General features: G+C 62.8%; 19 protein-coding genes and 2 pseudogenes. 9 read left to right on the top strand and 12 right to left on the bottom strand.

What is annotated here, in order from left to right; genetic code table 11:
- The first annotated feature begins 3 nt into the window (after nt 1-3).
- From QM841_RS34765 to QM841_RS34750, 5 genes are all read left to right on the top strand, one after another.
- On the top strand, nt 4-780 hold the full coding sequence (locus QM841_RS34765) for an SDR family NAD(P)-dependent oxidoreductase (RefSeq protein ID WP_283335446.1): 777 nt from the start codon (nt 4-6) through the stop codon (nt 778-780).
- 121 nt (nt 781-901) lie between these two features.
- Entirely contained in the window at nt 902-1642 is a 741-nt protein-coding gene (locus tag QM841_RS34760; RefSeq protein ID WP_283335444.1) for a glucose 1-dehydrogenase, read from the top strand.
- A 1336-nt stretch (nt 1643-2978) separates the two neighbouring features.
- Nucleotides 2979-3146 carry an alpha/beta hydrolase gene (locus tag QM841_RS34755; protein ID WP_283335443.1) on the top strand — a complete coding sequence of 56 codons (168 nt, stop codon included), beginning with the start codon at nt 2979-2981 and terminating at the stop codon, nt 3144-3146.
- The gene (locus QM841_RS43575) at nt 3089-3613 is read left to right on the top strand and encodes an alpha/beta hydrolase fold domain-containing protein (protein WP_502943304.1); all 525 of its coding nucleotides are present in this window, start codon (nt 3089-3091) and stop codon (nt 3611-3613) included. Before QM841_RS34755 ends, QM841_RS43575 begins: the two co-directional genes overlap by 58 nt.
- Nucleotides 3614-4738: 1125 nt before the next feature.
- Nucleotides 4739-5476 (top strand): NADPH-dependent F420 reductase, encoded by a 738-nt coding sequence (locus QM841_RS34750; RefSeq protein WP_283335442.1) that lies wholly within the window; start codon nt 4739-4741, stop codon nt 5474-5476.
- A 348-nt stretch (nt 5477-5824) separates the two neighbouring features.
- Here the strand turns inward: QM841_RS34750 and QM841_RS34745 are convergent.
- Nucleotides 5825-6864: pseudogene (locus tag QM841_RS34745) on the bottom strand (transposase); the annotation flags it as partial.
- Nucleotides 6851-7207, bottom strand: a complete 357-nt coding sequence (locus QM841_RS34740; RefSeq protein ID WP_283335544.1) for an SDR family NAD(P)-dependent oxidoreductase — start codon at nt 7205-7207, stop codon at nt 6851-6853. The gene QM841_RS34740 and the pseudogene QM841_RS34745, both read right to left, overlap by 14 nt.
- Here QM841_RS34740 and QM841_RS43240 point away from each other — a divergent pair.
- Nucleotides 7193-7387: a transposase family protein gene (locus tag QM841_RS43240; protein WP_349307444.1), complete on the top strand. Its 195-nt coding sequence runs from the start codon at nt 7193-7195 to the stop codon at nt 7385-7387. The two genes, QM841_RS34740 and QM841_RS43240, sit on opposite strands and share 15 nt — an antisense overlap.
- A 239-nt stretch (nt 7388-7626) precedes the next feature.
- Nucleotides 7627-8277, top strand: a complete 651-nt coding sequence (locus QM841_RS34735) for a TetR/AcrR family transcriptional regulator (RefSeq protein WP_283335440.1) — start codon at nt 7627-7629, stop codon at nt 8275-8277.
- A gap of 180 nt (nt 8278-8457) precedes the next feature.
- Here QM841_RS34735 and QM841_RS34730 read toward each other — a convergent pair whose 3' ends face one another.
- From QM841_RS34730 to QM841_RS34685, 10 genes are all read right to left on the bottom strand, one after another.
- On the bottom strand, nt 8458-8988 hold the full coding sequence (locus QM841_RS34730; RefSeq protein WP_283335438.1) for a VOC family protein: 531 nt from the start codon (nt 8986-8988) through the stop codon (nt 8458-8460).
- 222 nt (nt 8989-9210) lie between these two features.
- Nucleotides 9211-10686, bottom strand: coding sequence for an APC family permease (locus tag QM841_RS34725; protein ID WP_283335436.1), 1476 nt, complete (start codon nt 10684-10686; stop codon nt 9211-9213).
- A gap of 768 nt (nt 10687-11454) precedes the next feature.
- Nucleotides 11455-14382 carry an FAD-binding and (Fe-S)-binding domain-containing protein gene (locus QM841_RS34720; RefSeq protein ID WP_283335434.1) on the bottom strand — a complete coding sequence of 976 codons (2928 nt, stop codon included), beginning with the start codon at nt 14380-14382 and terminating at the stop codon, nt 11455-11457.
- 124 nt (nt 14383-14506) lie between these two features.
- Nucleotides 14507-15694 (bottom strand): cytochrome P450, encoded by a 1188-nt coding sequence (locus tag QM841_RS34715; protein WP_283335433.1) that lies wholly within the window; start codon nt 15692-15694, stop codon nt 14507-14509.
- 48 nt (nt 15695-15742) lie between these two features.
- Nucleotides 15743-16195 carry a flavodoxin domain-containing protein gene (locus tag QM841_RS34710; RefSeq protein WP_133987905.1) on the bottom strand — a complete coding sequence of 151 codons (453 nt, stop codon included), beginning with the start codon at nt 16193-16195 and terminating at the stop codon, nt 15743-15745.
- Between the two features lie 18 nt (nt 16196-16213).
- Nucleotides 16214-17467: an FAD-dependent oxidoreductase gene (locus tag QM841_RS34705; protein ID WP_283335432.1), complete on the bottom strand. Its 1254-nt coding sequence runs from the start codon at nt 17465-17467 to the stop codon at nt 16214-16216.
- A 320-nt stretch (nt 17468-17787) separates the two neighbouring features.
- Nucleotides 17788-18675 carry a fumarylacetoacetate hydrolase family protein gene (locus tag QM841_RS34700; protein WP_283335430.1) on the bottom strand — a complete coding sequence of 296 codons (888 nt, stop codon included), beginning with the start codon at nt 18673-18675 and terminating at the stop codon, nt 17788-17790.
- Nucleotides 18676-18797: 122 nt separating this feature from the next.
- Complete coding sequence (locus tag QM841_RS34695; RefSeq protein WP_133987902.1) at nt 18798-20168, bottom strand: NAD-dependent succinate-semialdehyde dehydrogenase; 1371 nt, start codon at nt 20166-20168, stop codon at nt 18798-18800.
- Between the two features lie 31 nt (nt 20169-20199).
- Nucleotides 20200-21831: a flavin-containing monooxygenase gene (locus QM841_RS34690; RefSeq protein WP_283335429.1), complete on the bottom strand. Its 1632-nt coding sequence runs from the start codon at nt 21829-21831 to the stop codon at nt 20200-20202.
- A gap of 209 nt (nt 21832-22040) precedes the next feature.
- On the bottom strand, nt 22041-22967 hold the full coding sequence (locus QM841_RS34685; RefSeq protein WP_283335428.1) for a LysR family transcriptional regulator: 927 nt from the start codon (nt 22965-22967) through the stop codon (nt 22041-22043).
- A gap of 284 nt (nt 22968-23251) precedes the next feature.
- On the opposite strand from QM841_RS34685, the gene QM841_RS34680 reads away from it, so the two are divergent.
- Nucleotides 23252-24232 (top strand): C-terminal binding protein, encoded by a 981-nt coding sequence (locus QM841_RS34680; protein WP_133987900.1) that lies wholly within the window; start codon nt 23252-23254, stop codon nt 24230-24232.
- 250 nt (nt 24233-24482) lie between these two features.
- Nucleotides 24483-24650, top strand: a pseudogene (locus tag QM841_RS34675) (NAD(P)(+) transhydrogenase (Re/Si-specific) subunit alpha); the annotation flags it as partial.

Raw genomic sequence — 24650 nt, 5'->3', positions numbered from 1 at the left:
AACGTGACACAGTCAATGGACGGCAAGGTCGTCGTCGTCACCGGAGCCGGCTCCGGTATGGGCAAGTCCATGGTCGAGGAGTTCGTCGCCGCCGGTGCGCGCGTGGTCGCACTCGACATCAACGAAACAAAGGCGAAGGAAGTCGTCGCCGCGCTCGACCCAAAGGACCGCGCCATCGCCGTCGGCGCCGACGTGTCCTCCGAAGAATCGGTCAATGCGGCTGTCGCGCAAGCACTGGACTGGGCAGGTCGAATCGACGTGCTGTGCAACAACGCCGGCATCATCGACAGCTTCCGTCCCGCCCACGAGATCTCGACCGACGAATGGCACCGCAACATCGCGGTGAACCTGACCGGACCCTTCCTGATGTCCCGTGCCGTGATCCCCGACATGCTCGGCCGATCACAGGGAATCATCATCAACACCGCCTCGATCTCCTCGTTCAGTGCGGCCGGCGGCGGCCCCGCCTACACCGCCGCCAAGCACGGCGTGCTCGGTCTGACCAGGCAGCTCACCTTCGACTACGGCAAGCTCGGGATCCGCGTCAACGCAATCTGCCCCGGCGCCACCCTCACCGGTCTCACCATGCCCGAGGACGGTTCCGACACCCTCCCCGACTCCGATGCAGAGATCATGCGGACCCCTGCACAACGCTGGTGCCAACCCTCGGAAATCGCACGACTGGCCCTGTTCTTGGCTGGTCCCGATGCCGACTTCATCCACGGCACGGCGATGGTCATCGACGGTGGTTGGCTCGCCGCTGCGCGCAACCCCATCTGACAATTCTCGCTCCTCTGCTGCCCCCTCCCGAATCGCGGATGGCGAAGCAACTCGAGCGAGTCGACATTGAATAGACGCCGTGCAGCCTGGTCGACGCCAGGCTGCACGGGGAGGTGCAAACATGACACAGAATGCTGCAAAGCGGGTCGACGGCAAGATTGCTGTAATCACCGGCGGGGCGCAGGGAATGGGTGCCGCGCATGCACGGCTACTCGCCGAGCACGGTGCGCAAGTGGTGATCGCCGACCTCGACGACAGCGCAGGGGAGGTTCTGGCGAAAGAACTGGGCCCCGACGCCCTGTTCCTACACCTGGACGTCACCGACCCGGACCAGTGGAAGTCCGTGGTGCGCGAAACCCAGACACATTTCGGCACCATCAACGCGCTGATCAACAACGCGGGAATCCTGCTGCCGAACGACACCCTCGAAACCGACACACTGGCCCAGTACCGCAAGGTGATCGACGTCAATCAGGTCGGCATCTTTCTCGGGATGCAGGCTGTGGTCCCCGGGATGAAACAAACCGGCGGAGGCTCCATCGTCAACATCTCGTCGACGGCAGGTGTTGTCGCATTCCTCGACAACTTCGCCTACACCGCCGCGAAGTGGGCGGTGCGAGGGATGACGAAGGCCGCCGCGCTCGAGCTCGCATCCCACAAGATCCGGGTCAACGCCATCCTCCCCGGCGAGGTGAACACCCCTATGATCGCGGACCTGGACCTCGACGTCACTGCCACACCACTCGGGCGATTCGGCAATCCCGTCGAAATTGCCTACCTGGCACTGTATTTGGTCTCAGATGAGGCGTCATACACCACCGGCGCGGACCATGTCATCGACGGTGGGTACACGTTGCCGTGAGCCACTGACCCAGCACAATCCATCGCGTGCGATCCGAGCTCGATGCTCGCGTGACGATACCAACCACTGCACGATTCCACGAGGGAGGGCAGGGGCGTCACACGCCCCGCCCTCCCTCCCCCATATAAAGTCGGCTTCCGGATGGGAGCACGCGGAGACCGGACATCTCTCATATGATCCCTGTGCGCCCAGCCACGACAGCGCATGCCCTCCCCTCGGGATAGGATCAATTTGCCGAGGAGCAGGCAGCCAAATTTACGGTCCCTTTAATCCCGATGTGTTGGCGAGTCGGCAGCGCGGAGAGCTGCGCGACGGACACCAGTCCACGGCCGTTTCGCGGACCCGGGTGGAGGGAAGATCACGTTCGATATGCACGGATATACCGCTGTGCCGCAGCTCCATTGCGGCACTCCCTGTACCCTCACCAGGATGGGCTGGTTGGGTTCATGCTCGAACCCTCAGTCCGTCGAATCCCGACCGTCACGAGAATCTTCATTCGCACCATTGCACGCTGCTGCAATACTGTTCCTTAACGATATATTAAGTCCTGCATCACACCCGACAGGTTCCTATGCGAGACGTAACGCTGTGCGCAACGGCGCGGTCGACCGTTAAGACTTGAAGGGCTCACCTGAGAGCCCCGATCCGCGTGTTCAGGGACCAAGAACATAGTGCCGCCGCTCCCCGATTCGGAGAATTCCTCACTCTGGGCGGCGCCGGTGCATCTCCATCCCTTGTCTAGGAGAAGACGATGAATGAAACGAATAACGGCACTCCGATATCGCCTTCGGATTCCGGGCCCCGCGTCCGGGGCGCCGGAGCTTCTAGTCCCCGAAGCTAGCGGGTCACCTCGGAGTCATCGAACTCATGCTCACCGTGCTTGCATTCTCTGCGCCGGGTTGCCTCGAGCTTCGCGGCCTTCGTCATCGGATTTGGTGGTGCCGCAGCCCCCGTGCCCTTCGTCATCGCGATGATCTTCCTACTGCTCTTCGCGGTCGGCTACACCACAATGACGCCCTACATACCGAATCCCCGAACGGTCCCGACACCAAACCAACAGAGGAGAATGCCTTCCAGGTGCCACACCAGGTCGACGCCGACGTGGATCGGTCGCCCTGATTTTCCGGCTCACTCAACCGACAGGAATTGAAAGGAACCTGTTGTGGAAACCGCGATTTCACGCCCACTGTTGATAGCCTGACCCTTGATGATCTGGCGACGTTCCGCGCGGCATGTTTCGTCGAGCGGCCTGATGCTGAGACGTTGACACGGGGAGGTATGGTCCGTCGAAGAACTCGCTGTACCAGCGGACGGCAATCGGTCAGCAATCGATCTCGTGCTGTACCGACCGGTGCAGCAGTCAGGCGATAAGCCGCTGCTGTTCTACATCCACAACGGCGGAATGCTCGCCGGCAACAAGTGGGATCTCGCCGCACGGATGGCGGAATGGGTCGAGAAGCACGACTGCATCGCGGTCGGGCTCGAGTACCGTCTAGCGCCGTAGTTCCCGCACCCGATTCCGGTCGAAGACTGCTACGAAGCAATACATTTACTGACAGCAAACGCAAAACTGTGGGTATCGATGAAGAGATTGTCGGCTTGCATGGGCAAAGTGCGGGTAGCGGGCGTGCCGCCGCCGTTGCACTACTCGCCCGTGACCGCTCGGGGCCGAGGATTGCGTTCCAAATGCTCGAATGCCCAATGCTCGACGATCGCATGCTCACAGCCTCGAGTTTCGAACTCGACGGAGAAGGGTCTAGGGACCGCCCTCGAACGAACTTGGACGGAAGTACCTTCTTGGCACGGGTCGCGGAACGGAGGCTGTGCCGATCGACGCGGCCCCTGCCCGCGCCACCGACCTCGCAGGAATACCGAGCCCCTACATCGAGGTCGTCCAGGTCTAAGTGTTCCGGGACGAATCCATCGACTATGCGACACGCCTCACCGCTGCAAAACGTTCCTGTCGAGTAGCACGTCTGGCCGGGGGCATTCCATTGCTTCGATAGCGTCGCTCCGGATCTCGCGATATCGAAGACTGCCGCGGCGGTGCGCTCGGACTACATCAACGGCACCCTCCAGAGTGCAACCAGAAAGAGGTATGAGTGGCTGACGGCACGGAGTGCTCGTAGCGCCACTACCGTCCATTGCGCCAGATGCGTTCAGGTTTATCGCACTCCGCCAGCCCCCGGCGAATATCGGTGGAGGTGCTGCGCAAATCTTCCTTCGCGATGCAGTTAGGGGCGCAGACTCTGCGGCCAGACGTCACGGGGGGATTCGACTTTACAGCCCGGGAGACACCCGATGTACTCACTCCTCACTCCCTTTGTCCCACCAACCTGCATCCTGCTCGTGGACTCCGACGCCGAGCGGGCCGTGATCGAGCGACTGTGCACCTCTGGTGTGTTGCCGCACGGCGTGGCGATCCAGGACATCCGATCACACCGTCGCAATGCGTTGGCTACGGTCCGCGCCCTGCGGGCCACCAGGTTCGACTCCGCCCTCATCGTGCTCGGAGCTTTTCAGTCCATCGACGAACGCATTGCTCTCCTCGAGGCCGGCGCCGCGTCCTCGAGGTTCGGAAAACTACATCTGAACTGGTCGCCTGGATCCGCTCGGTGCTCCGACGAATCAGGCCCGCGAGTACGCAGGCGCCATCACGTAGCGACTCCGATCTCAAGCTGAACTGTAAATCTCTGACATCGAACGACGCGATACCCGGACCCACCTCACAAAGACCGAGTTCGACGTTATCGCCGTGTTGTCCCGCAACTCCGGTTGCGTCGTCGCCCGCCAACTCATACTGCTCCTGGTGTGGGGAATTGCTTGCGCAAGCGCACACCAATGTCCTCAACGCCCAGATCTGTGCTCTACGAAGAAAGCTAGCGTCGATCGGCGCCCCCGACGCTATCCGCACCACCCGTGGCCTAGGCTTTATCCTTTCCAGCAGCACGATGGACGCGCCCGGGAGGACTCCCCCACCCGAGGCGACGGATGCAGGCAACAGACGGCGAGCGACTCCTCACGCGAGTTCGCACGGTCAGCGCCCTCGCCCGTCGGTTACGCTCGTGCAATAGCCGTGTTGATAAGGATGGACACATGAACCGAACTATTGGTTTCATCGGCAGCGGTAACATCGGGGTCGCGTTGGCGCGCCTGGCGATCGCGGCAGGCCTGGACGTTGTGCTGAGCAATTCCCGCGATCCCGAGACGCTCGCCGACCTAGTTGCCGAACTCGGCGAGCACGCGCGTGCAGCCGTACCCGCGGAAGCCGCTGACGTCGGCGACCTGATTGTGGCGACCGTGCCGCTGCACGCCTACAACCACCTCCCAGCCGGAGCCTTGAGGGGCAAGACGGTAATCGACACGATGAACTACTACCCGGAACGGGACAGCCCCATCGCGGAACTGGACGTAGGCGGGGCTACCTCCAGCGAGCTGGTGCAGCGACATTTAGCAGGGTCTCGGGTGGTTAAGGCGTTCAACAACATCGACTTCCGCAGGCTGTTCACGCTCGCCCGGCCCTCCGGATCCCCGAACCGCAGCGCTCTACCCATTGCCGGCAACGACCCCGACTCCACGAGGCGAGCCGCCGACCTGTTGGACGCCCTCGGATACGACGCCGTAGACATCGGCACGCTCGCCCACAGCTGGCGCAGCGAGCCCGGCACACCGGTCTACGTCCAGCCGTACTTCCCCGCAAAGCCCGCCGAGGAGATGAGCCAAGAGGAAAAATACCGCTGGTTTCTCGGGACTCCAGGAACACAGGTGTCTGCCGGCCGAGTGCGGGAACTGGTCGCCGCGGCAGTCCGCACCCCGGCGGTCACCACGAATTGATAGTCGGGTCCGGCGCGGATGCCCATGACTATCGGGTCCATAGGTTGCGTTCCACGCTGTCGGCAGTTTATTAAAGCGCCGTCGACTCAGCTAGGGTGGGACGGTCATCGAGAATTGTCCGGTGTTAAGTCATTGCTCCGATGCCCTTCTCGCATGCAGTTAGAGATTTCGTCGACGACGATGCATCCACCGCATGACACACTCGCCAAGGCGAGGAGGACAGCATAAAGTCGATTAAGCACGAGATCACTTCCCAATTACTTCAACCCGAAAACGAAGCGCCTCGGTGAGCATGATTAGGTTGTTCTCGGCCGGTCAGGATCGGGTTGACCCAAGGCTCCCTTGATAGTCCACGGCTAGTGCCAGTTGGGGTGCGTCGGCAGGGTTGCCTCGTTCGGCGTTGTGGTCCACGATCACTCCGTCGTCGCCTTCGACGAGCTGGGCCTTTTGGCCGAACTCCACCGGTTTGCCGAGCCGTCCCTTGGCTATCGGCCATGCGTCGGGGTCGTGCAGGCTGACCCGCCGGGTGGCTCCGACCGGAGTCCAGCCGCTGTCGGGTCTGCGCGGTGATCTGCCGGGTCGCCGTGACCAGGTCCCCGGGGGTCGTCGATGGCGCGGGCCAGGCTTCCCCGCCGGGGGCCGGCGGCTGCGTCGTGCTCGCCCTGGGCCTTCTGGGCTGCAGCCTTGGTGCGTGCCCGGCGCAGCGCCTGTTCGCGGTGGCCAGCAGCCGTTCGGGATCGGTCGCTGGGGTCCCGGCCAGGTCGGCCAGCCCCGGTCGTGTGCCGGACCACGGCCAGTGCCTCGTCGCGACCGGCGGCGCCGCGCGAACTAAGCCCCTGGCCCCGATCGAGTGGGCCCGCTTGCCCGCCGCACGGGACCGGTCCCGCACCCGGGTGCGAGTCGCTCCACCGGCGGCGAAGGATCCGCTTGCCGGTGGCCGCGATCCGTCGGTTGGCCTTGGCCAACAAACCGGAGTCGGTGGGACACGGAACCACTGTCGTGTCGGCCCGCAACGTGGTGGTGCGCAGCACCTTTGGCCTCGGTCGCCTTGACTAACAGCCTCGTTCCGCCCGTCCACCGCCGCTGCGCCGCAGCGGGTGGTCTTCATCAATGTGGTTGGGTGCGGCAGCGACCCGTCCAAGGGGACTGGGGGCAACCGCCGCCACGGAAAGCGAGTCTCGCTCACCTCGCGACACAGCCTCTCGTAGCGGAGTCGGTAGCGGAACCTCCAGGAACATCAGCCGCAAGTGGGTCTCCATCGGCGTCGATGGACGACCGATCCGCGGGTCGAAGTACGACACGAACGGTGCGAAGAACGCCGGATCATCCAACAGCGCGTCCACTCGCTCGAGCTCCGCGGGAAGCCGCAGCAACTCATGCGGCAGCATCGACTCGAACAACGCCGGCTGAGGCGACCAGCCCCGACGTGGAGCAAATGTTGACGATCGAACCGCCCCCTTTCTCGCGCATTGGGTCGACGACCGCTTGCATTCCGAGGAAGGTACCTATCTGATTGATGTCGATCAGTTTTCGGTAGTCCGCCTCGGGGGCGCTGTCCACACGATTGGGCCGGAAGATACCCGCATTGTTGGCCAGGATGGACGGGACGCCGAATCGCGACTCGCATTCGGCGACGACGCGTGCCCAGTCGACCGCGGACGTGACGTCACCCTGTAGATTTCGAGGGCGTGCGGGCGTTGCTGCCTCACTTGGTTGGTGTCGTTGTCGCAGGGGTGCGTCGGGTCGGTTCTACGATCCGCATTTCGGCGGAGCCGAAGGGCGACCGGGGACGGGTGTCCGGGCTGTGATGGTGAGTCCGCTCGCGTGCATTCTCGGTACCGCCGACAGTTTGCCGACACTGCGATCGGTGGGCATCCGGTCATGATCGACCTTCGGGTGCGCCCGGTGTAGTTGCGTCGATATCTGCAGATATGAATTGCCGCTGAGCGCTGTCAACTTCCTAACTACCATACGTTAGACTATTCTCTAGATTGATTGGAACGTCCTACTGGCGTCACGCGAAGTCCGTTGCGAGTGCCCGAAGCGACGTTCCGTCCAGCTGGCCCACCTGTACCGTCTCTACCGCAACGAGTTTGGTCCAGCATCTGGGCGCGCTGGTGCGGCGGTCAAATTGAGACGATGGAGAAGCGATGCCCCAACCACTGTTCGCCGAGGCCGCCGCCGAAGACTTTCGGCGGCACCTGGAGAAATACGACTGGTCGGATCAATCGCCGTCCCGGCGGCAAATTTTGCAGGCCTTTCTCCGCTTGGCGACCACGAATGGTTTTCAGTCGGTATCGATGCGAATGATCGCGAAAGTGGTCAATATCAAGGCTCCGAGCATTTATGCGCATTTCCCCGACGGCCGCGACGAGATCGTTGCCGAGTCGTTGAGGTGGCATTTCCACCAGTTCGGAACAGCCGTACTGGACGAGACGGACATGTGCACCTCTCCGGCCGATTTCTGGTCCGCCATGGTCCGGGTTCACCTCACACGTCAGCTCGAGCTTCCGGAGAGCAACCTCTGGGATTTGCTGGTCGCCACGGACAAGATGGTTCATGTGCTGCCTGCAGAGGTGCGGGACGAAGCAGCCGAATGGGTTGGTTTGTATGAGGGGATGTACAACGCGGTCGCCCAGGATCTTGGAATCGAAGAGCCCTACGAAGGAGTACGCATCGTGATGACGCTCCTCGAGGGTGCGACACGCTGGTGCGATTGGGATGGAAGCGAGGGTCAGCTGGCGGCGCTGGCCGACCGTGCCGTCCAGCTCACACGATCAGTTCTCAGCCTCGGGCGTTAGACACGTCCACGACCCCATGAGTCGACCGGAGACTAATTGTCGACTCACTAGCCGGTTTTGCACGTAACGATTGCCTGATGTTCGACGGACTCGGGACGCATACGCAGGCCTGAGTTCTCACGTTCGCCACGCGAAGATGGCCTGACCTCCCGGGGCCCAGACGAACTGGGCTCCCGGGGGTCAGCCGTCAAGCGCAGGTGTCGCCGCCAAGAAGGCGGGCGACACGAGCCGCGCCTCGGTGGTCGCCTCGTAGGGAAGTCCTGGCATCCAGCGCAGCAACTCGATGGCCATGCCCCAGGGCGTCAGGATGTAAACCCAGTCGAGGCCCTCGATCGGACCACTTTCCTCGGTCATAACCTGACCCATCATCCGCACTCCGTCGAACTGTGTCAGGTGATCGACCGCCGCCTGCACGTCCTCGACGTAGAACGCGAGATGGCAGCCACCAGGCTGCGATGGCCGCGGTGCGACGGAAGTTGCACTGGTGTTCTTGTACTCGAGCAACTCGATGTTGTGTTGGGATGCATGGGTCAGCACCGCGAGTCGGACGACGGCAGCCTCCGCCTCGGATTCTCCGGGCCAGATGTATCCGACATTCGGATCTGGCCCGGATCGCAGCACCACCTCGCAGCCAAGCGCTGATACAAAAAAGTCCACAGCCTGGTCGAGGTCGGGGACGGTGAACCCAACATGGTCGACAGCCCATTGCATGGCGTACTTCCTCTCTGTGGATCTCGATCGAAAAGGCGACAGGGTGCAGCCGTAGACTGCGGAAGCGGTCAGTTAGCTCGGCGAGCACCACAACCATTTCTGGCCCAAACGGATTGGTACCCAACCTGGACTTATCGGTCGATGACCCCTCCCCGACAACAGAGGCAGCTCCCGTACGGGTACGGGAGCTGCGACTTTCTGACCGTGCAGCTACTGGTTCGCTTACAGTTGCTGGCGACCGATGCGCTCGTATACATCGGGCTTGCGTGCACGCAGGATGTAGGCGAGGACCGCGCCGGCCATGGGCAGACCGAATGTGAAGATAAGGAACAGTGTCGTGATCATTCCGGTATCACCGATCAGCTCCGAGTAGTTGATCACAGCGAGCGCCGTTACTCCGGCAAGGCCGATTGCCGCCAGCACGGGAGCGATTGTCGTCTTCCATACGGAATCGCCCTCTTCACGGTTTTTCCTCAAGTAGACCACCACTGCGATGCTCGTGCCGAGCATCAGAAGCAGAACGGCGAACGTTCCACTGCCGCTGGCGATCGGGTACAGCTTTTCGGGTCCGACGCCGACGATCGTGAAGGATACGACGAGCACGGCCCACATTCCGCCGATCAGCGACGCCGACACCGACGGCGAACCGTGGCGTGGGTGGACCTTGCTGAGGAAGGACGGCAGTACACGGTCCGTACCGAGAGAGAACAGGTAGCGGGCGGCTACGTTGTGGATGGACAGGACCGACGCAAGGATCGAGGTCATCAGCAGGATCGACACCACGTCGACCACGATCTTGCCGGTTAGGTTCACCATGGCAGATGAGAACATGCCAGCCGTGTCCTCCACAGCGGCGTCTCGGGCCTTGTCCGCACCGAAGTAAGCGACGTACGCCCACGCCGCGATCGCGTAGAACACACCGATGCTTCCCACTGCGATGTAGGTCGCGAGCGGAATGGTCTTGTCCGGGTTCTTGACTTCGTCGCGGTAGATCACGGTCGCCTCGAAGCCGAGGAAGTTGCCTACGACAAACAGCACTGCCAGACCAATGCTCGCATCAGTGATCCACGGTAGCGAGAATCCTGCTCCGCCGCCGTCTGCAGGCCCGCCATTGAAGAATGCAGCGATGTCGAACACGATGACTGCGATGACTTCGAGCACCATTACCACAGTCAGAACCTTGGCGGACAGGTCGATTCGCCGGTACGCCAAGGCAGTGGTGACGGCGATGAGGGCGAGCGCGTACCAGTACCAGGCAATCTCCGGGCCGCCCAGGTTGTCGACGACATAGCTCTGAATCGTTACCGCGAAGAACGCGGGTGCGAAGAAACCGATCGCTGTGTACCCGAACGTCGCGAGGAAGGCGCCACCGAGACCTGCGGGCCGCCCCAGGCCGGCGGTCACGAACGAATAGAACCCGCCCGGGTTCCGCACTCGACGGCCCATCGTGGTGAAGCCAACCGAGAACAGTACCAGGAGGACGGTCACAACCAAGTAGATCGCCGGCGCAGTACGGCCACTGAACGTCAGCAGCACGGGAATGAAGCCAGCGACCGTCGTCAAGGGAGCCGAGAATGCGAGCACGCTCATCACGAGCTCGCCGACACCCATGTTTCCGCTCAGTCGGCTGGCGCGCTCTCCCAGCTTCGCCACCTGCACACCACCACCAACGGGCAATTCGGAACTCTCAGTGGTCACATCATTCTCTTCCTGCGAGGGCCCCGGACGAACTTGACTGGGGGGATTAACGATTGAATTGGCAGTTTTCGGGCACGGGCCCGGATAGGAGCGCCGAAGTGCGCATAAACGCCGGCTGGTCCTGGAAACGGCCTGTCATATCCAGTGGAGGAAACGTTACCCGCGTCACATCTTTGGAGCCAGAGCGAATTGTTGCGAAAGAAACCGGTGATTGTTGCTGATCTCGCATGCAATCTCGACGCACGTGCCGTCTCGCCCGGGCGTTTGTTTGGGGATTGCACTCGGTAGGGCGCCGACTGCGGCCACGCCCCTTGACGGCCCTCGGAGTGCGCAAGATCGGCTCGACCGTGGGTGTAATGCGACTGCCCTGACCATGATTGTCGACACCGCAACAACTGTCGGGATCCCTTGTCGCAGAGCTATATTTTGCCTGAATGCGCTGCCTGGTTCGCAGAGTTGCCTCCATAGCTCCCTCGCTGGTCACTTTGCCATCCGAAGGCACAGAGTGGTCCCGCGCGCCCTGACTGACATGTCTGCCCGACACTCGCGATCGCTCGATGACCTTCCTTACGTACAGTCGTAAGGTACTTCCCGTCTGTGACCGGAATGTTTCGCTCTGATAACGGCGGTGAGTCAGCTTCAGCGACCTCACGGGCGGGCAATACCGCACGAACGCAACGCTATTCGAAAACTTGTTACGGAACCTGGGGCGTGGCCGATCGGCCGGCGGGGTGAGCCGTCGGCCGATCAGTCCGCATTGTCATGTGATCACTTCCGACTTGTTAGGCTCCCTGCCAATAACTCGGCCAGGTGACTTGCTTGCCGGTCGGACAGATGATCGATCTGCGTACGGCAGGAGAATCCGTCAGCCAGAACGATCGTCTCCGGGCTTGTCGCGTTCAGTGCAGGCAACAGCTGGGTCTGCGCAACTGCCACCGAGACGTCGTAGTGGCCCCGTTCGGCACCGAAATTGCCCGCGAGACCGCAGCAGCCACCGAGTGACGTGACCGTAGCACCGCTACGTTCGAGTAGAGCTCGGTCGGTCTCCCACCCGAGCACTGCATGGTGATGGCAGTGCGGCTGCGCGAGGATCTCGACACCATTGAGATCGGGCACTTCGTAGTCGTCGTCCGACATGAGAAGCTCGGACAGTGTCTTGACGGAGTCCGAGACCTCTGCTGCTTCTTTGGATTCGATCAGCTCGGTCAGGTCCGAACGCAGGGCGGCCGTGCACGACGGTTCGATTCCCAACACGGTCATACCCGCTGTCACGTACGGATGTAGGGTGGCAACGGTCTGTTCGAGCCTTCTGCGGGCACTGTCGAGTTGGCCGGTGGAGATCCAGGTCAATCCGCAGCACACACTCTTCTCCGGGAGGTGGACGCGGTAGCCGGCCGAGTGCAGAACCTCCACCAGCGCCGTCGCGACTGCAGGGGTGAAGCTGTCGGTGAAGGTGTCGACGAAGAGGACGACGTTCTTCGGGGCCGAACTCCGGACTGTGATCTCTTGTGCCGCACGCCAGGCGGCACGCTCGGCGGAGTCGCCGATTGCCGGGATCGAACGCCGCGCGTCGATGCCGGCAATCCAGGCGGCCAGAGGATGAGTGAGACGAATACCGGTTAGCCAGTTGATCATCCGAGGTGCTTTGCGGGCGAATCGCAACCATTGCGGTAACCGTCCGAGTGAGTAGTGGGAACGAGGCCGGAACCGTCCTCGGTACTTCTGATGCAGGACCTCCGCTTTGTAGGTCGCCATGTCTACACCTGTCGGGCAGTCGGATTTGCAGCCCTTGCAACTCAGGCACATGTCCAGTGCCTGGTGCACCTCGGAGGACGCCAATCCGGCGCGGCCGAGACGACCGCTCACAGCGTCCTGGAGGACGCGTGCGCGACCACGGGTCGAGTCCTTCTCGTTTCCGGTTGCCTGGAAGGACGGGCAGATCACCGTGGTGGCAGACGAGTTGGGTGCGACACACCGTCCTACGCCCGTGCAGCGATGTACCGCGCCGAAGAGATCGTCGGCGTCGTGGGGGTACGCGAAGGCCAGTGCTGTTCGCGTCGTCGGGGCCGGGAGATAGCGAATGTCTTCGGAGGCCGGCGCGGGATCGACGATAACTCCGGGGTTCATCAGGTTCGCCGGGTCGAAGTGGTGCTTGACGGTCCGGAACAACTCGATCGCTTGGGGCGAATACATGTGGGTGAGCAGGGAGCTTCGTGCCCGTCCGTCGCCGTGCTCGCCGGACATCGACCCTCCGTACTCTCCGACGAGCTTTGCTGCTTCGTCGAGGAAGTCTTCGTAGCGCTGTCTTCCGCTGGAGTCGTCGAGGTCGAAGTCGATACGGACGTGGACGCATCCGTCCCCGAAGTGACCGTACGGCACCCCGACGAGTCCGTGTTCGGTCAGCAACTCTTCGAAGCGCGCGAGGTACGCGCCCAGGTGCTCGGGCGGCACGGCAGCGTCCTCCCACCCGGCGTGCGCGGGCCGTCCGCTCGGCGTACGGGCCACGAGACCTGAGCCGTCCTCGCGGATCTTCCACAACGCTGCCGCCTCGGCCGCGGACTCGACCACTCGCGATCCTAACGCTCCGCTGACGGACGCCACGGCTTCGACCATCGATTCGAGCTGGGCGCGGTCCTCGCCGGCGAACTCCACGAACAGCCATCCCGCGCCGCGGGGCATTTCCGGCACGGCAGCGGGGCGCAGCGAACGCACGACGTCGGTGATCCTGCTGTCGAGTCCTTCGCAAGCGATAGGAGAAAACGGCAGGATAGACGGCACGGCTGCCGCCGCTGCAACCATGTTTTCGAACCCGAGCACCCCCATCACGCGGTGGGTCGCGTCGGCGACGAGCCGAACGTCCGCTTCGACCACCACACCCAGCGTGCCCTCCGAACCGACGAGCATTCTGGTGACATCGAAACGGCTCTCGGGCAACAGCGCGTCGAGGGCATAGCCCGACACCTGCCGACTGAAGCGCCCGAATTCGGTTCTGATGGTGGCGAGTGAGCTGTTCACGGTGGACTGCAGGGTATCGAGTAGTTGCGAGGCAGGTGGATCGGTCGGAGCCAGGCTGCCGACGCGCAGGTGCTCCCCCGTTGCCGTGACCAGGTGCAAACCTCTGACGTTGTCGCTGGTTCGACCGTAGCCGAGGGCCCGCGATCCGCAGGCATTGTTGCCGATCATGCCACCGATGGTGCAGCGCGAATGTGAGGACGGATCCGGGCCGAAGCGCAGACCGTGGGGCGCCGCCGCGCGTTGCAGCGTCGCGTGTGCGACGCCTGATTGCACGCGAGCGGAATGTGATTCGGGATCGACCTTGAGCACCATGTCGAGGTACTTGCTGTGGTCGATGACAATGCCGGTTCCGATCGCGTTGCCGGCGATGGACGTTCCTGCGCCCCGGCTGGTGATCGGGACATCGTTGTCGGCGCATGCCGCGATGACGGCGTCGATGTCCTCGACGGAACGCGGAAACACCACAGCCCCTGGTTCGACCCGATAGACCGATGCGTCTGAGGAGTACAGCGATCGGGTGAGTGAACGGTCGTCCACCGCCACTCCCTCGGCCTGAAGGGCTGTCACGACCGCGTGGATCGCGGCGGGACTGGGAGCCGGTCGCCCCGGCGCATCGGACTGACCAGCGACCTCGGAACTGAACACTGCGGATTCGTCTGCTGCCGTTGGCTGCGGTTTCATCGAACTCTCTTTCGTGCTTCCGGAGCGGCCGAGGGGCACGGGCGTGAGCTGAGCCTTCGCGCACCTCCGCGACGAGTGATCTCGGTAGCTTCCGGTATGCGCCATGTTGCTGCCGGCGACGGGCTCAGTGCAGGATCAGGGGAAGCGTCTCGTAGGCGACCAGGCGGTCGGTACGCACCTCGATCGGTTCTCCCGCTATCTCGACGCGTTTGTAGCGTTCGGCGATGATGGCGAGGATGGCGTCGATCTGTACGAGTGAGAGCGCCTTGCCTGCACAGTTGTGCGTGCCGATGCTGAACGTGAGGTTACGTGCGGCGTCTCCTGTTCGGGTGTAGTCGAATTCGTTGGGATTGTCGTACACCGCGGGATCGCGGTTCGCCGCCCCGATAGGGAACTTGACGCACGACCCGGCCGGGATCTTCACCCCACGAATCTCAATGTCCTCGGTCGGGAACCGGGTGATGATGAGCTCGACCGGGTTCAGTCGGGTGAGCTCGTCGACGAACTTGCTCCTGATCTCGGGCTTGTCGCGGTAGTCGCGCATGAGATCGGGTCGTTCGGCGAACAGTTCGAGGCCGCGGCCGATGACGTATGCCGGGTTGGGCCCGCCCGACATGTGAAGGTTGACCGTCGTTTCGAGAGCCTCACGCCAAGTCAGGTCGCCTTGCGAATACAGTTGCAGGAGTTCGTCGGCCAAGCCGTTACCTGGATTGCACTTCTTTTCTTCGAGCAGACGTTCGGTCTGCTCGAACATGAATTCCAGCCCTGCGATTGCCTTTTCACGAATCCCCTCCCCCGGATCGGTCGAGTGGATCAGCATCGCGTCCCACAGGGCCCAGAACATGCCGTCGACGTCGCCCTTGGGCAAGTCGAGGATCCTGCACATCGCATCGTGTGTCGGAAGCACTCCGATATCGTGGTGCCCGTCTACCACCTGACCCGGAGCCAGTCCATCGAGTATCTCGTTGAGCGACGTACGGGTCGTCTCGACATATCCCTTGATCAGTTTCGGGGTGAGCCACTTGTTGGCAAGTCGTCGCATGCGTGTGTGCTCCGGCGGATCGAGGGAGAGCACTGTGTTGCCGAATGCATCCCAGGGGTGAGGCTCCCCTGAGGGATCGACGATGCTCATGCACGGAAGCTTCGCGTACTGCATCGCTTCGTCATATCCAGTGACCACGAAAGCACCCTCCTCCGCGTAGTGGACGGGCGCTATGCGACGGGCGCGCTCATACCAGGGGTACGGGTTCGCTTGAAATTCTTCGTCATTCCAGGGAAAGAGGTTCTCGGTCACCTCAGGTGCGACGCTCATGGTGGTCTCCGGATTCGATGTAGTGTCTGGCAGTGAGGCCGGGCGAAGTTACGCGGGAACGAGATCCAGCAGGGTTGCCGCCCAGCTCGATGCGAGATTCGACGCCAGGTCACCGGACGCGGCGTCATGCTTGGCGGTCTCACCGATCTGACGGGCACCCAGGCCGCTCAGGGCTCCCCGCAACGTGTCGATACCGTTGTTGAAGGTTTCATACACGCTGTCACCCAAGCCGAATGCACCGAAGCTGAGCCCGCTGAGATCCGGACGCTCCGCCAGCAGCGTCTCATAGAACGGGGCCGCGCTCTCGGGGAGATCGCCCTCGCCGTAGGTCGATGTCACGAACACGGCCAGCTCCATGTCGGCCAGGTCGGCCGCGACGTCTTCGGAGAGCTCTGCGATCTCGGTCTCGAAGCCCCGTCCCTGCAGGGCTGCGGCGATGTCGTCGGCCACCATCTCGGCGTTGCCGGACTCGGTACCGAACAGGATGTGAATGGTGCTCACTGTGGTTCTCCTTGGCTGTCAGGCGTTGATTGCGAGTCGGTCGGTCACGGGCTGTGCGGCCGCCAGTAACTCGTCGCGGGTGGTGAACTTGGTCCGGCAGCGCTGCGGGCGCGCCCGGAGGGTTTCCGCCTCTTCGATCCGGCGCCATCCGTCGAAGGTGACGTGTCGGGCGGGGAACAAATGGTCGATGTCGTCGTCGACGGGAACCGCTCGGTCGTCGCGAGCCAGATACTCGGCGATGGTCTGGGCTGCGGCGGCTGCCAGTTTGCGGTTCTCGGCGAGGTTGCCCAACCGTCCGCTTGCGCACCCTCCGACTCGGAATATGTGCGGGGCATCGAGTTCGTGCGACAGCGGCGAGTCGTCCTGGAATCCGATTGCGGAAATGACGGCGTCTACCAGGAACTGCGAGGGCTTGGACGGGTCGCCCTCCTCGCAGGTGGTCAGCAGTGTCTTGTCGCGCATCGTGGTGATCGATTGGGTGGTCTGGCGAAAGCGGACGTCGATGCGGATCGATTTCCCCGCCGGATTCGAGGCCGCGTCGAAGGGCTCGCCGTCGAACCGAAGGGCGACCGATTGGACCGATGCCAGCTCCTTGAGCATCGAGTGTTCCCATTTGGCGGACTCGCGGTCGCTACGGCCGATCACATGAATGGTCGCGATCCCGTGCGGGATCAGCGCGTGCAGGGCGTGATCGTCGATGTCCGACGACGCGAGCTCGGCGGCGGACTTCGTCAGCAGCCGCGCCACATCGACCGCCACATTGCCGGTTCCGACGATCGCGATCTCCCGACCGAGCTCCGGTACCCCTTCGGCGGTGTGACGCAGGGGCGAGTCGGGATCGGAATTGAGCAGCCGCAGCAGGGCGCCCGCTCCGATCACTCGTGCCTGCTCGTCCTGAGCGACCCCGAGCCCGCGGTCACGAGCGAGCCCAGTGGCCAGGACGACGGCATCGAACGCCTCGGTGAGCTGCGCACAAGGCAGGTCGCCGGGGATGAGGGTATTACCGACGAAGCGGACACCGTCTCGTGCGAAGAGCCGGTCGAATTGACGCTGGACCGCTTTTGCGCCCTGGTGGTCCGGGGCGATGCCGTGACGAATGAGCCCGTATGGCGTAGGGAGCGCGTCGAAGACCGTGATCTGGATGTTCGCGATGCGCTTGCGCAGCGCCTGAGCCGTGAAACACCCGGAGGGTCCGGCACCGATGATCGCGACTCGCGGAGGTCGGCGGAAGCCGGTCTGCGGTGGAGCGGTCGGCAGGCGAGTGGGGGTCATTTCAGTTACCTCAGGGTGGTGGTCGGGCTTGAACCCATTCTTCGCGGCTCTCGCACTAACGGTAGTTAGGTTAAATGGTTCGCGGTGTGTTCACAATCCCCGCAACCAACTGTTTACAAAACGAAATCTCCTGGTGGGCGGCCGCTCGGCCGGGACTCCGCCAGGACCGGTCGCTGCCTTCCGGCTCACCGGGCAGGGGTAAGGAGTCGAACACGACCTGGCATGGTGAGACGGCGTCGCCTCGAGACCGCGATCCGGTAAGCGGCCATCACCGCCGTCGCTGCGTGCGGGCTCTCGGGGCGACAGCTATTCCAGGAAGGTCACTTGACGGTGTTCCGCAGGAGACCGACCTTCTCGACCTCGACCTCGACTACGTCGCCCGGCCGCAGCCACACCGGAGGAACTCGCTTCGCGCCGATGCCCTCCGGCGTTCCGGTGGCGATGATGTCGCCTGGGTTCAGAGCCAGGAACTGGCTGATGTAGGACACGATTCGGGCGATCGGGAAGATCATGTTCTTCGTGTTCGAGCGCTGCATCTGTTCCCCGTTGACGCGGGTACCGATGTCGAGTGACTGCGGGTCCCCGATCTCGTCCAGCGTTACCAGGGCAGGGCCGACCGGCGTGGAGCCGTCGACGGCCTTGCCTGCGAGCCATTGGGTTCCGCGGTACTGCAGGTCACGGGCGGTGATGTCGTTGAGGACGGTGAGCCCAGCTATGTGTGCGAGCGCTTCCTCCTCGGAGACTCGCCGGCAGTGGTTGCCGATGACGATGGCGAGCTCGCCCTCGAAGTCGAGGTTTTCAGTGACGTCGGAGCAGGCGATGTCGTCGTCCGGTCCGATGAGGCTGCTGGCGAACTTGGCGAAGATGTCGGGGTGGCTGGGGAACTTCCGGCCTGTCTCGCCCACGTGGTCGGAGTAGTTCAGACCGACGCAGAGCACCTTGCCCGGGTCCTGGACAGGAGCGCCGAGCTGCAGGTCCGCCGCAGTCCCCACGGGGGTCGGAGCGGACGTGTTGAGCCAGTCGGTTACGGATTCGGCGAGTCCGGGAAGGCGGTCGCCGACTGCTTCGAGAAATGCACGTACGGAGCCGAACTCGGCAGACTGCGCGGCGCCGCTCGCGGTCAGCGTGGCGTTGAGGTCGAGCACGTTCTCCCCGTGTTGGATGCCGGGCAGATGGTTGGTGCCCGACAGGTATGTGACGAGTCGCATGGGGTTGTTCCTTTGACAGTTTGGTGCAGGAAGGACCGGTGCGAGCTGGCGGTACCCGCACCGGTCCGCTTTTCCTGCGACGAAGTGGTATTCGGCGATACGCGTTCGGTGGGTGCTGTTGCCTACGCGATCCGCAGCATCTTCTTGTTCGCGAACTCGTCCAGCCCGAGCCTGCCAAGCTCACGGCCGATGCCAGAGGCCTTGACCCCTCCGAACGGAAGGCTGGGCTGGCTACGAATCAGGGAGTTGAGTCCGACCATGCCGACCTCGAGGCGGTCCGCAACCTCCGCAGCGAGCTCTGGGTCCTGGGTGAACACGGCGGAACCGAGACCGAACCGGGAGTCGTTGGCGAGAGTGATGGCTTCCTCGGTCGAATCGACCTTGTACACCACTGCGACGGGCCCAAAGAGCTCCTCAGAATATGCCCTCATGTCCTTGGTGACACCGGAGAGGACAGTGGCAGGGTAGAAGGCACCCGACCCGTCCGGCACCGCACCACCGATATGGACGGTCGCTCCCTTGGACACGGCGTCCTCGACCTGATCGGCGACCTCCTTGCGCCCCGAGATGGTGGCCATCGGGCCCATCTTTGTCGACCGGTCCGTAGGATCGCCGGTGGTCCATCCCTTGGCGCGCTCAACGATGCCGGAGAGGAACTCGTCGTAGACGTCGCTGTGCACGATCATCCGCTTGGACGAGGTGCACGCCTGTCCAGCGTTGGAGAACCGTCCCGCCGCGGCGAGGTCAAGCGCATGGGTGAGATCGGCGTCGGGCAGAACGATGAACGGATCGGACCCGCCGAGCTCGAGCACGCACTTCTTCAGGTACTTGCCCGCCTGTTGGGCGACCGTTCGTCCCGCCTCCTCCGATCCGGTAATGGAAACGCCCTGCAGTCGCGGGTCGGCGATGATGCTCCCGATCTGGCTGGACGAAACGACGAGGTTCTCGTAAATGCCGCTCGGCGCTCCGGCGTCCCGGACGATGGACTCGATGAGGAGACTGGTTTGCGTGCACGAGCGGGCATGCTTGAGCAAAATGGTGTTGCCCAGTAACAGATTGGGAGCCACGAAGCGCGCGACCTGGTACAGCGGGTAATTCCAGGGCATGATCCCGAGGATCGGGCCGGTCGAGCTGGTGCGTACCAGAGCGCGACCGCCGCCGGCCACCTCCAATTCCTCGTCGCGCAGAAGCTGCGGACCCTGGTCCGCGTAGTAATCGTAGATCGAGGCGGCGAGTTCAACTTCGCCCTCGCCCTGGCTAATTGGCTTGCCCATCTCGTTCGCAATGGCCTGAACAAGTTCAGCCTTGCGCTCACGGTGGAGGTCGGCGATGCGTGAGAGTAGTGCGGCACGCTCCTGCAGTGCGGCACGCGACCATTTGCCGTACGCATCGGTTGCGCGGCCGAGCGCCGACGTTACGTCGGCATCCGACAGTGTTTCGTACTCGGCGAGGGTTTCCCCGGAGCTCGGGTTCAGTGTGGTGAAAGTAGACAATGTGTCCTCCTCTGTGGAATGGGTGCGACGGTCACACCGGGGCGAGAACGTGGATCTGGTAGCTCGGGTATCCCTGATCCGCCTCCCTGTCGGTGATCTCGATGTACTTGTCCATTCCGCCGACAAAGAAGTTCGCGGTCTTGGGCTTGCGCTTGCCTGGGATGTTCGCGCCAAAGATCCAGGAACCGGTCTCGAGGAACAGCGAGCCGTCGAGCGCCTCGAGGCAGGTGTCGAGCCACTTCTCCTCTGCCTCCGGTAGCAGCTCGATCGACGCACCGGGTGTGTCGACGATGCCCCCGATGGCCCGGCTGATCCAATTGGTCTCGAGTCCGATCGCCGGTGGGAGGTTCACGAAGGGCCCGTTCGGCCCGAGGACCATGAACATGTTCGGGAATCCGCTGACCGTGATCCCGAACTGGCTGCGCGGGCCGTCGCTCCAGTGGTCGCTCAGCGACTCTCCGCCCAGTCCGCGGATGTCCACCCCACGATAGCTACCGTCGACGGCATCGAATCCCGTCGCCAACACCAGCAGATCCAGTTCGTGCAGCGTCCCGTCCTCGGTCACGATGCCGTTCTCGGTGACCTCCCTGATGGGATTCTCACGGATGCTGACCAGGGAGACGTTCGGCTGGTTGAAGATTTGAAAGTAGCCGGAGTCGCAGATAGGGCGGCGGGCGAACAGCTCCCACGGCGTCAACTTGCGGGCGGTCTCCGGATCCTTCACGATCTTCGCGATCTTGCGCCGGATGAAGTTGGCGGCCTCTTCGTTCGCCTCACGGTCCGAGGTGACGTCGCAAAAGGTCTCGTTGGTGAAGGTGTAGTTTCCGCCCTTGTTCCAGGCCCACTCGAAGATCTCGTCGCGTTCCTCGGCCGTGACACTGAGGGTTTTGCGGCTGGTCTCCTCATTGATGCCGAAGCCGATCTTGACCCTGGAGAACTCCTCCCACCGGTCCTCGCAGGTGTCTTTGAAGTGCTGGAGCTCCTCCTCTGTCCACTCGCGGTTACCGGCAGGGACCGTGTATTGCGGTGTCCGCTGGAAGGAGGTCAAGTGCCCGGCGACCTTCGCCGCCTCGGTCATGAACTGGACTCCGGTCGAGCCGTTTCCGATCACACCGATGCGCTTGCCCCTCATGTCGAGATCCGCCGGCCAGTCCGCGGTGTGCACGATGCGGCCCTTGAAGTTCTCGATGCCCGGGAAGTCGGGCACATTCATCTTCGACAACAGGCCCAGCGCCGTAATCAGGAAGCGTGCGCGGTAATCGCCCTTGTCGGTGTGGATCTGCCACGTCTGCGTCTGCTCGTCGAAGACTGCGCTGCGCAACTCGGTTTCGAGGTGGAAGCGGTCGCGCAGGTTCCAGAAGTCGACCGCGTCATCGAGGTACTGACGGATGTCAGGGCCCTTGACGTAGCGGGTCTTCCACTTCGCGACGTGCTCCCGGTAGAGCTCCTTCTCGAACGGGAGGAGATACATGAAGCTCTGGGTGTCGGACAGGGCTCCCGGGTATCGGTTCCAATACCACGTTCCCCCGACGCCGGGCGCCTTGTCGATCACGACGGCATTGAGACCGAGGTCGGCGGTCAGCCGGCGAAGCGTCATGATTCCGCCCATGCCCGCGCCGACGATGAGGGCATCAACGTCGCGTACCTGATCGTTCAGGCTCATTTGCTACTCCTTTGCTCGCTGACTATTGCAGCCTTCTTGATGACGAATTCAGTCGCATTATCTAAACGTCAAATTAAAGGGGAATCGATTTGTTTTGTCACGATTCCTACGTCACGTTACGCCGGGATACGGGTCAAATTCCAGGACGTATTTATGCGAATATGAGAAGTGAGTCTTCCCATTAGCGCAATGCTTCGGCACTACCGGTCCTAAGTCGGCCCACTCCCGCGAACTGTCGGTCGGGCGTACCGAGCCAAGTAGTCGAGGGCGGTCTCGACAACCGGACTCGTGGCAGGCTCCCGCCATGCCGCGCGCAGATGGACGTCCGGAATCCGATCGGTGTCGATCGGCGAGAGGGGTACGAACACCACCTCGGGGTTGTCATTGCGCAGCCCTACCGAGGAAAGGGCCAGATGGCATCCAACTCCCGCGCTGACTAGTGCAATACACGACTGCGTGTCCGGAGCGAACTGCACATTGTCGATCGGGGTGCCGTGTGCGTACCCGAGACGCCAAAGCCGGTCGGTTGTCACCGACCCTCTCGCGTACGGCAGGGACACAAAAGACTCGCCCGCCACCTGCGAAAACGTGACCGTCCCTGAGGATGCGAGACGGTGCGTCCGCGGCAGGACCACAGCCAGCGAGTCGGGCATGAGTACACGGGCAGAAACACCCGGGGGCAATTGATCCCACCTACCCAACGCGATATCAGCTTCGTCGTCCAGAACTTTCTGCATGGCTGGCCGGGAGATTGACTGAGATGACAACTCGAGCCGGATGGCCGAATGTTCTGCACGCATGTCGCGCGCGAGGGCGGCGACGAACGGATGCGCGGCGACTCCCGAGAACTCCACTCGCACAACGCCGGCCTCGCCAGAAGCGACAGCACTCGCGGTATCCATGGCTCGCCGGCTGGCGGCAAGCACCTCCCGCGCCGGCTCGATGAGTGCCGCGCCGACGTCGGTCAAAACGACAGTCCTGGTGTTCCTGTCGAACAGGCGAGCCCCCAGTTCATCCTCCAGGCTTTTGATGGTCCTGCTCAACGGCGCCTGCGCCATGAACAGCTGATCCGCCGCTTTGCCGAAATGGAGGTGCTCGGCGACAGCGAGGAACGCTTCGAACTGTCGGATCTCCACTGTGTCTCCCGTCACTATCGTACGAACGATGATAGCCTAACACACGTTCGTAAGGAAGCTTTTGGATCGTTTGCGGCACACCCTGGCGCGCCCGCGCGCGTGCGCATTGATGCAAATCGATCATCGCAGTGAACCCAAATATGAAACGAACAATCGCAGGACGACAAACTCGTTGACATCTGCTCGACCCGCCTCTTAAATTCGAGCACAACTTGGCTTCCAAACGCACATCCCGGGGCGCATTCTGAGGCGCTTTGCGGACAAGTAACCACTAAGAAGGCGTGATGACAGAGACTGGATTTTCTGAAAACAAATTGACCAACCTGAGCGATCTGGGAACTATCCTTATCGCCCCGCACCAGTTCCCCGCGGTCGAGCGGGAACAGCAGCTTGCAGACGAATTCGGGATGGACGTCATCGTCTCCCCCGACGCCGAGTCGTTCCACGCCGCGATCCCCGATGCCGCCCTCGTTCTGGTCACTCCCTACGCCCGCGTGGAGGCCACCGACTTCGAGGCCATGAAGCGGTGTGTGGCGGTCATCCGATACGGAATCGGATACGACAACATCGACGTCGAGGCAGCCCGCAAGGCTGGGATCCCCGTCTCCATCGTTCCCGGAGCGGCCAGTGAGGAGGTCGGTTCGCACGCGTTCACGATGGGCCTGTCACTGTCCCGGCGGATTCCTGCCGGCCAGGCCTCCATCGCCCGCGGCGCCTGGGCAGGCACGATCGGTCTGGACACACCGCGATTCTCGGAACTCGATGTCGCCGTGATCGGCATGGGCAGGATCGGCCGCCGGGTAGCGGAGTGGTACTCCGCCATCGGTACAAACGTCCGGGCCTATGATCCCTTCATCAACTTCGACACCGTCCCGGCAGCACCCCTGGACGAACTGCTCGAGGAGTCCGACATCGTCTCGCTGCATCTACCGCTCACTGCGGAGACTCGTCACTTCATCTCGGCCGATGTCCTCAAGCGCATGCGCAAAGGATCCGTCATCGTCAACGTCTCTCGTGGGGGGCTTATCGACGAACTAGCCCTGGCCGAAGCACTTCACTCGGGACACATCGCCGGTGCCGGCCTCGACGTGTTCAGCCGGGAGCCGCTACCTGCCGACAACGTGCTGCGCGACGCACCCAACATCATCATGACCCCGCACGTATCGTGGCGATCGAACCGAGCGCTCGAGACTCTGCAGGAAGGCGTCGTCCTTCGCTGCCGTCAGGCTCTGACCGGGCAGCCGCTATCGGATCTCGTCACCTGAGAGAGGCTCGCCTCGACTCTCGCGGTGTCGCGACCGAGCGCGAGCTCGGTTGCGGCGCCGCGTCCGCGTTCCTGCGCCGCACCGTTTGACGCCTGTACGGTCCAACCCGGTCTGGTCTGTCGTTGTTCTACCGATTCGCGTCAGTCCCGGTTCCCTGTGGGCAGACCCTCAGCCCCAATCAATAGCTCCCCCAATATCATTGGCGGCGCACGCTTCAACAGGAGTTGGTTTGGAAGTCCAAGGTTCGATCATGAATGGAGCCCCCACACTCACCCGCCCGACGATCGGTGTGGTCCGGGAGTCGAGTGTGGACGAGCGTCGGGTGGCGTTGGTGCCGAAGATCGTGGCGTCGTTGATCGCCACGGGCGTCGACGTGGTGGTCGAGTCGGGTGCCGGTTTGGGCGCGCTGATCCCGGAC

The sequence above is a fragment of the Rhodococcus sp. IEGM 1307 genome (genome assembly GCF_030056915.1).
GTDB lineage: Bacteria > Actinomycetota > Actinomycetes > Mycobacteriales > Mycobacteriaceae > Rhodococcus_F > Rhodococcus_F opacus_D.
This window is presented reverse-complemented; position numbering and strand designations above follow the sequence as displayed.

What these genes read in the sequence shown, in the direction of transcription:
- QM841_RS34760 (WP_283335444.1), top strand. Translation starts at nt 902, where the DNA reads ATGACACAGAATGCTGCAAAGCGGGTCGACGGCAAGATTGCTGTAATC.
- QM841_RS34715 (WP_283335433.1), bottom strand. Translation starts at nt 15,694, where the DNA reads ATGAGCGTCGCACCTGAGGTGACCGAGAACCTCTTTCCCTGGAATGAC.
- QM841_RS34735 (WP_283335440.1), top strand. Translation starts at nt 7,627, where the DNA reads ATGCCCCAACCACTGTTCGCCGAGGCCGCCGCCGAAGACTTTCGGCGG.
- QM841_RS34680 (WP_133987900.1), top strand. Translation starts at nt 23,252, where the DNA reads ATGACAGAGACTGGATTTTCTGAAAACAAATTGACCAACCTGAGCGAT.
- QM841_RS34750 (WP_283335442.1), top strand. Translation starts at nt 4,739, where the DNA reads ATGAACCGAACTATTGGTTTCATCGGCAGCGGTAACATCGGGGTCGCG.
- QM841_RS34705 (WP_283335432.1), bottom strand. Translation starts at nt 17,467, where the DNA reads ATGACCCCCACTCGCCTGCCGACCGCTCCACCGCAGACCGGCTTCCGC.
- QM841_RS34730 (WP_283335438.1), bottom strand. Translation starts at nt 8,988, where the DNA reads ATGCAATGGGCTGTCGACCATGTTGGGTTCACCGTCCCCGACCTCGAC.
- QM841_RS34720 (WP_283335434.1), bottom strand. Translation starts at nt 14,382, where the DNA reads ATGAAACCGCAGCCAACGGCAGCAGACGAATCCGCAGTGTTCAGTTCC.
- QM841_RS34690 (WP_283335429.1), bottom strand. Translation starts at nt 21,831, where the DNA reads ATGAGCCTGAACGATCAGGTACGCGACGTTGATGCCCTCATCGTCGGC.
- QM841_RS43575 (WP_502943304.1), top strand. Translation starts at nt 3,089, where the DNA reads ATGGGTCGAGAAGCACGACTGCATCGCGGTCGGGCTCGAGTACCGTCT.
- QM841_RS34700 (WP_283335430.1), bottom strand. Translation starts at nt 18,675, where the DNA reads ATGCGACTCGTCACATACCTGTCGGGCACCAACCATCTGCCCGGCATC.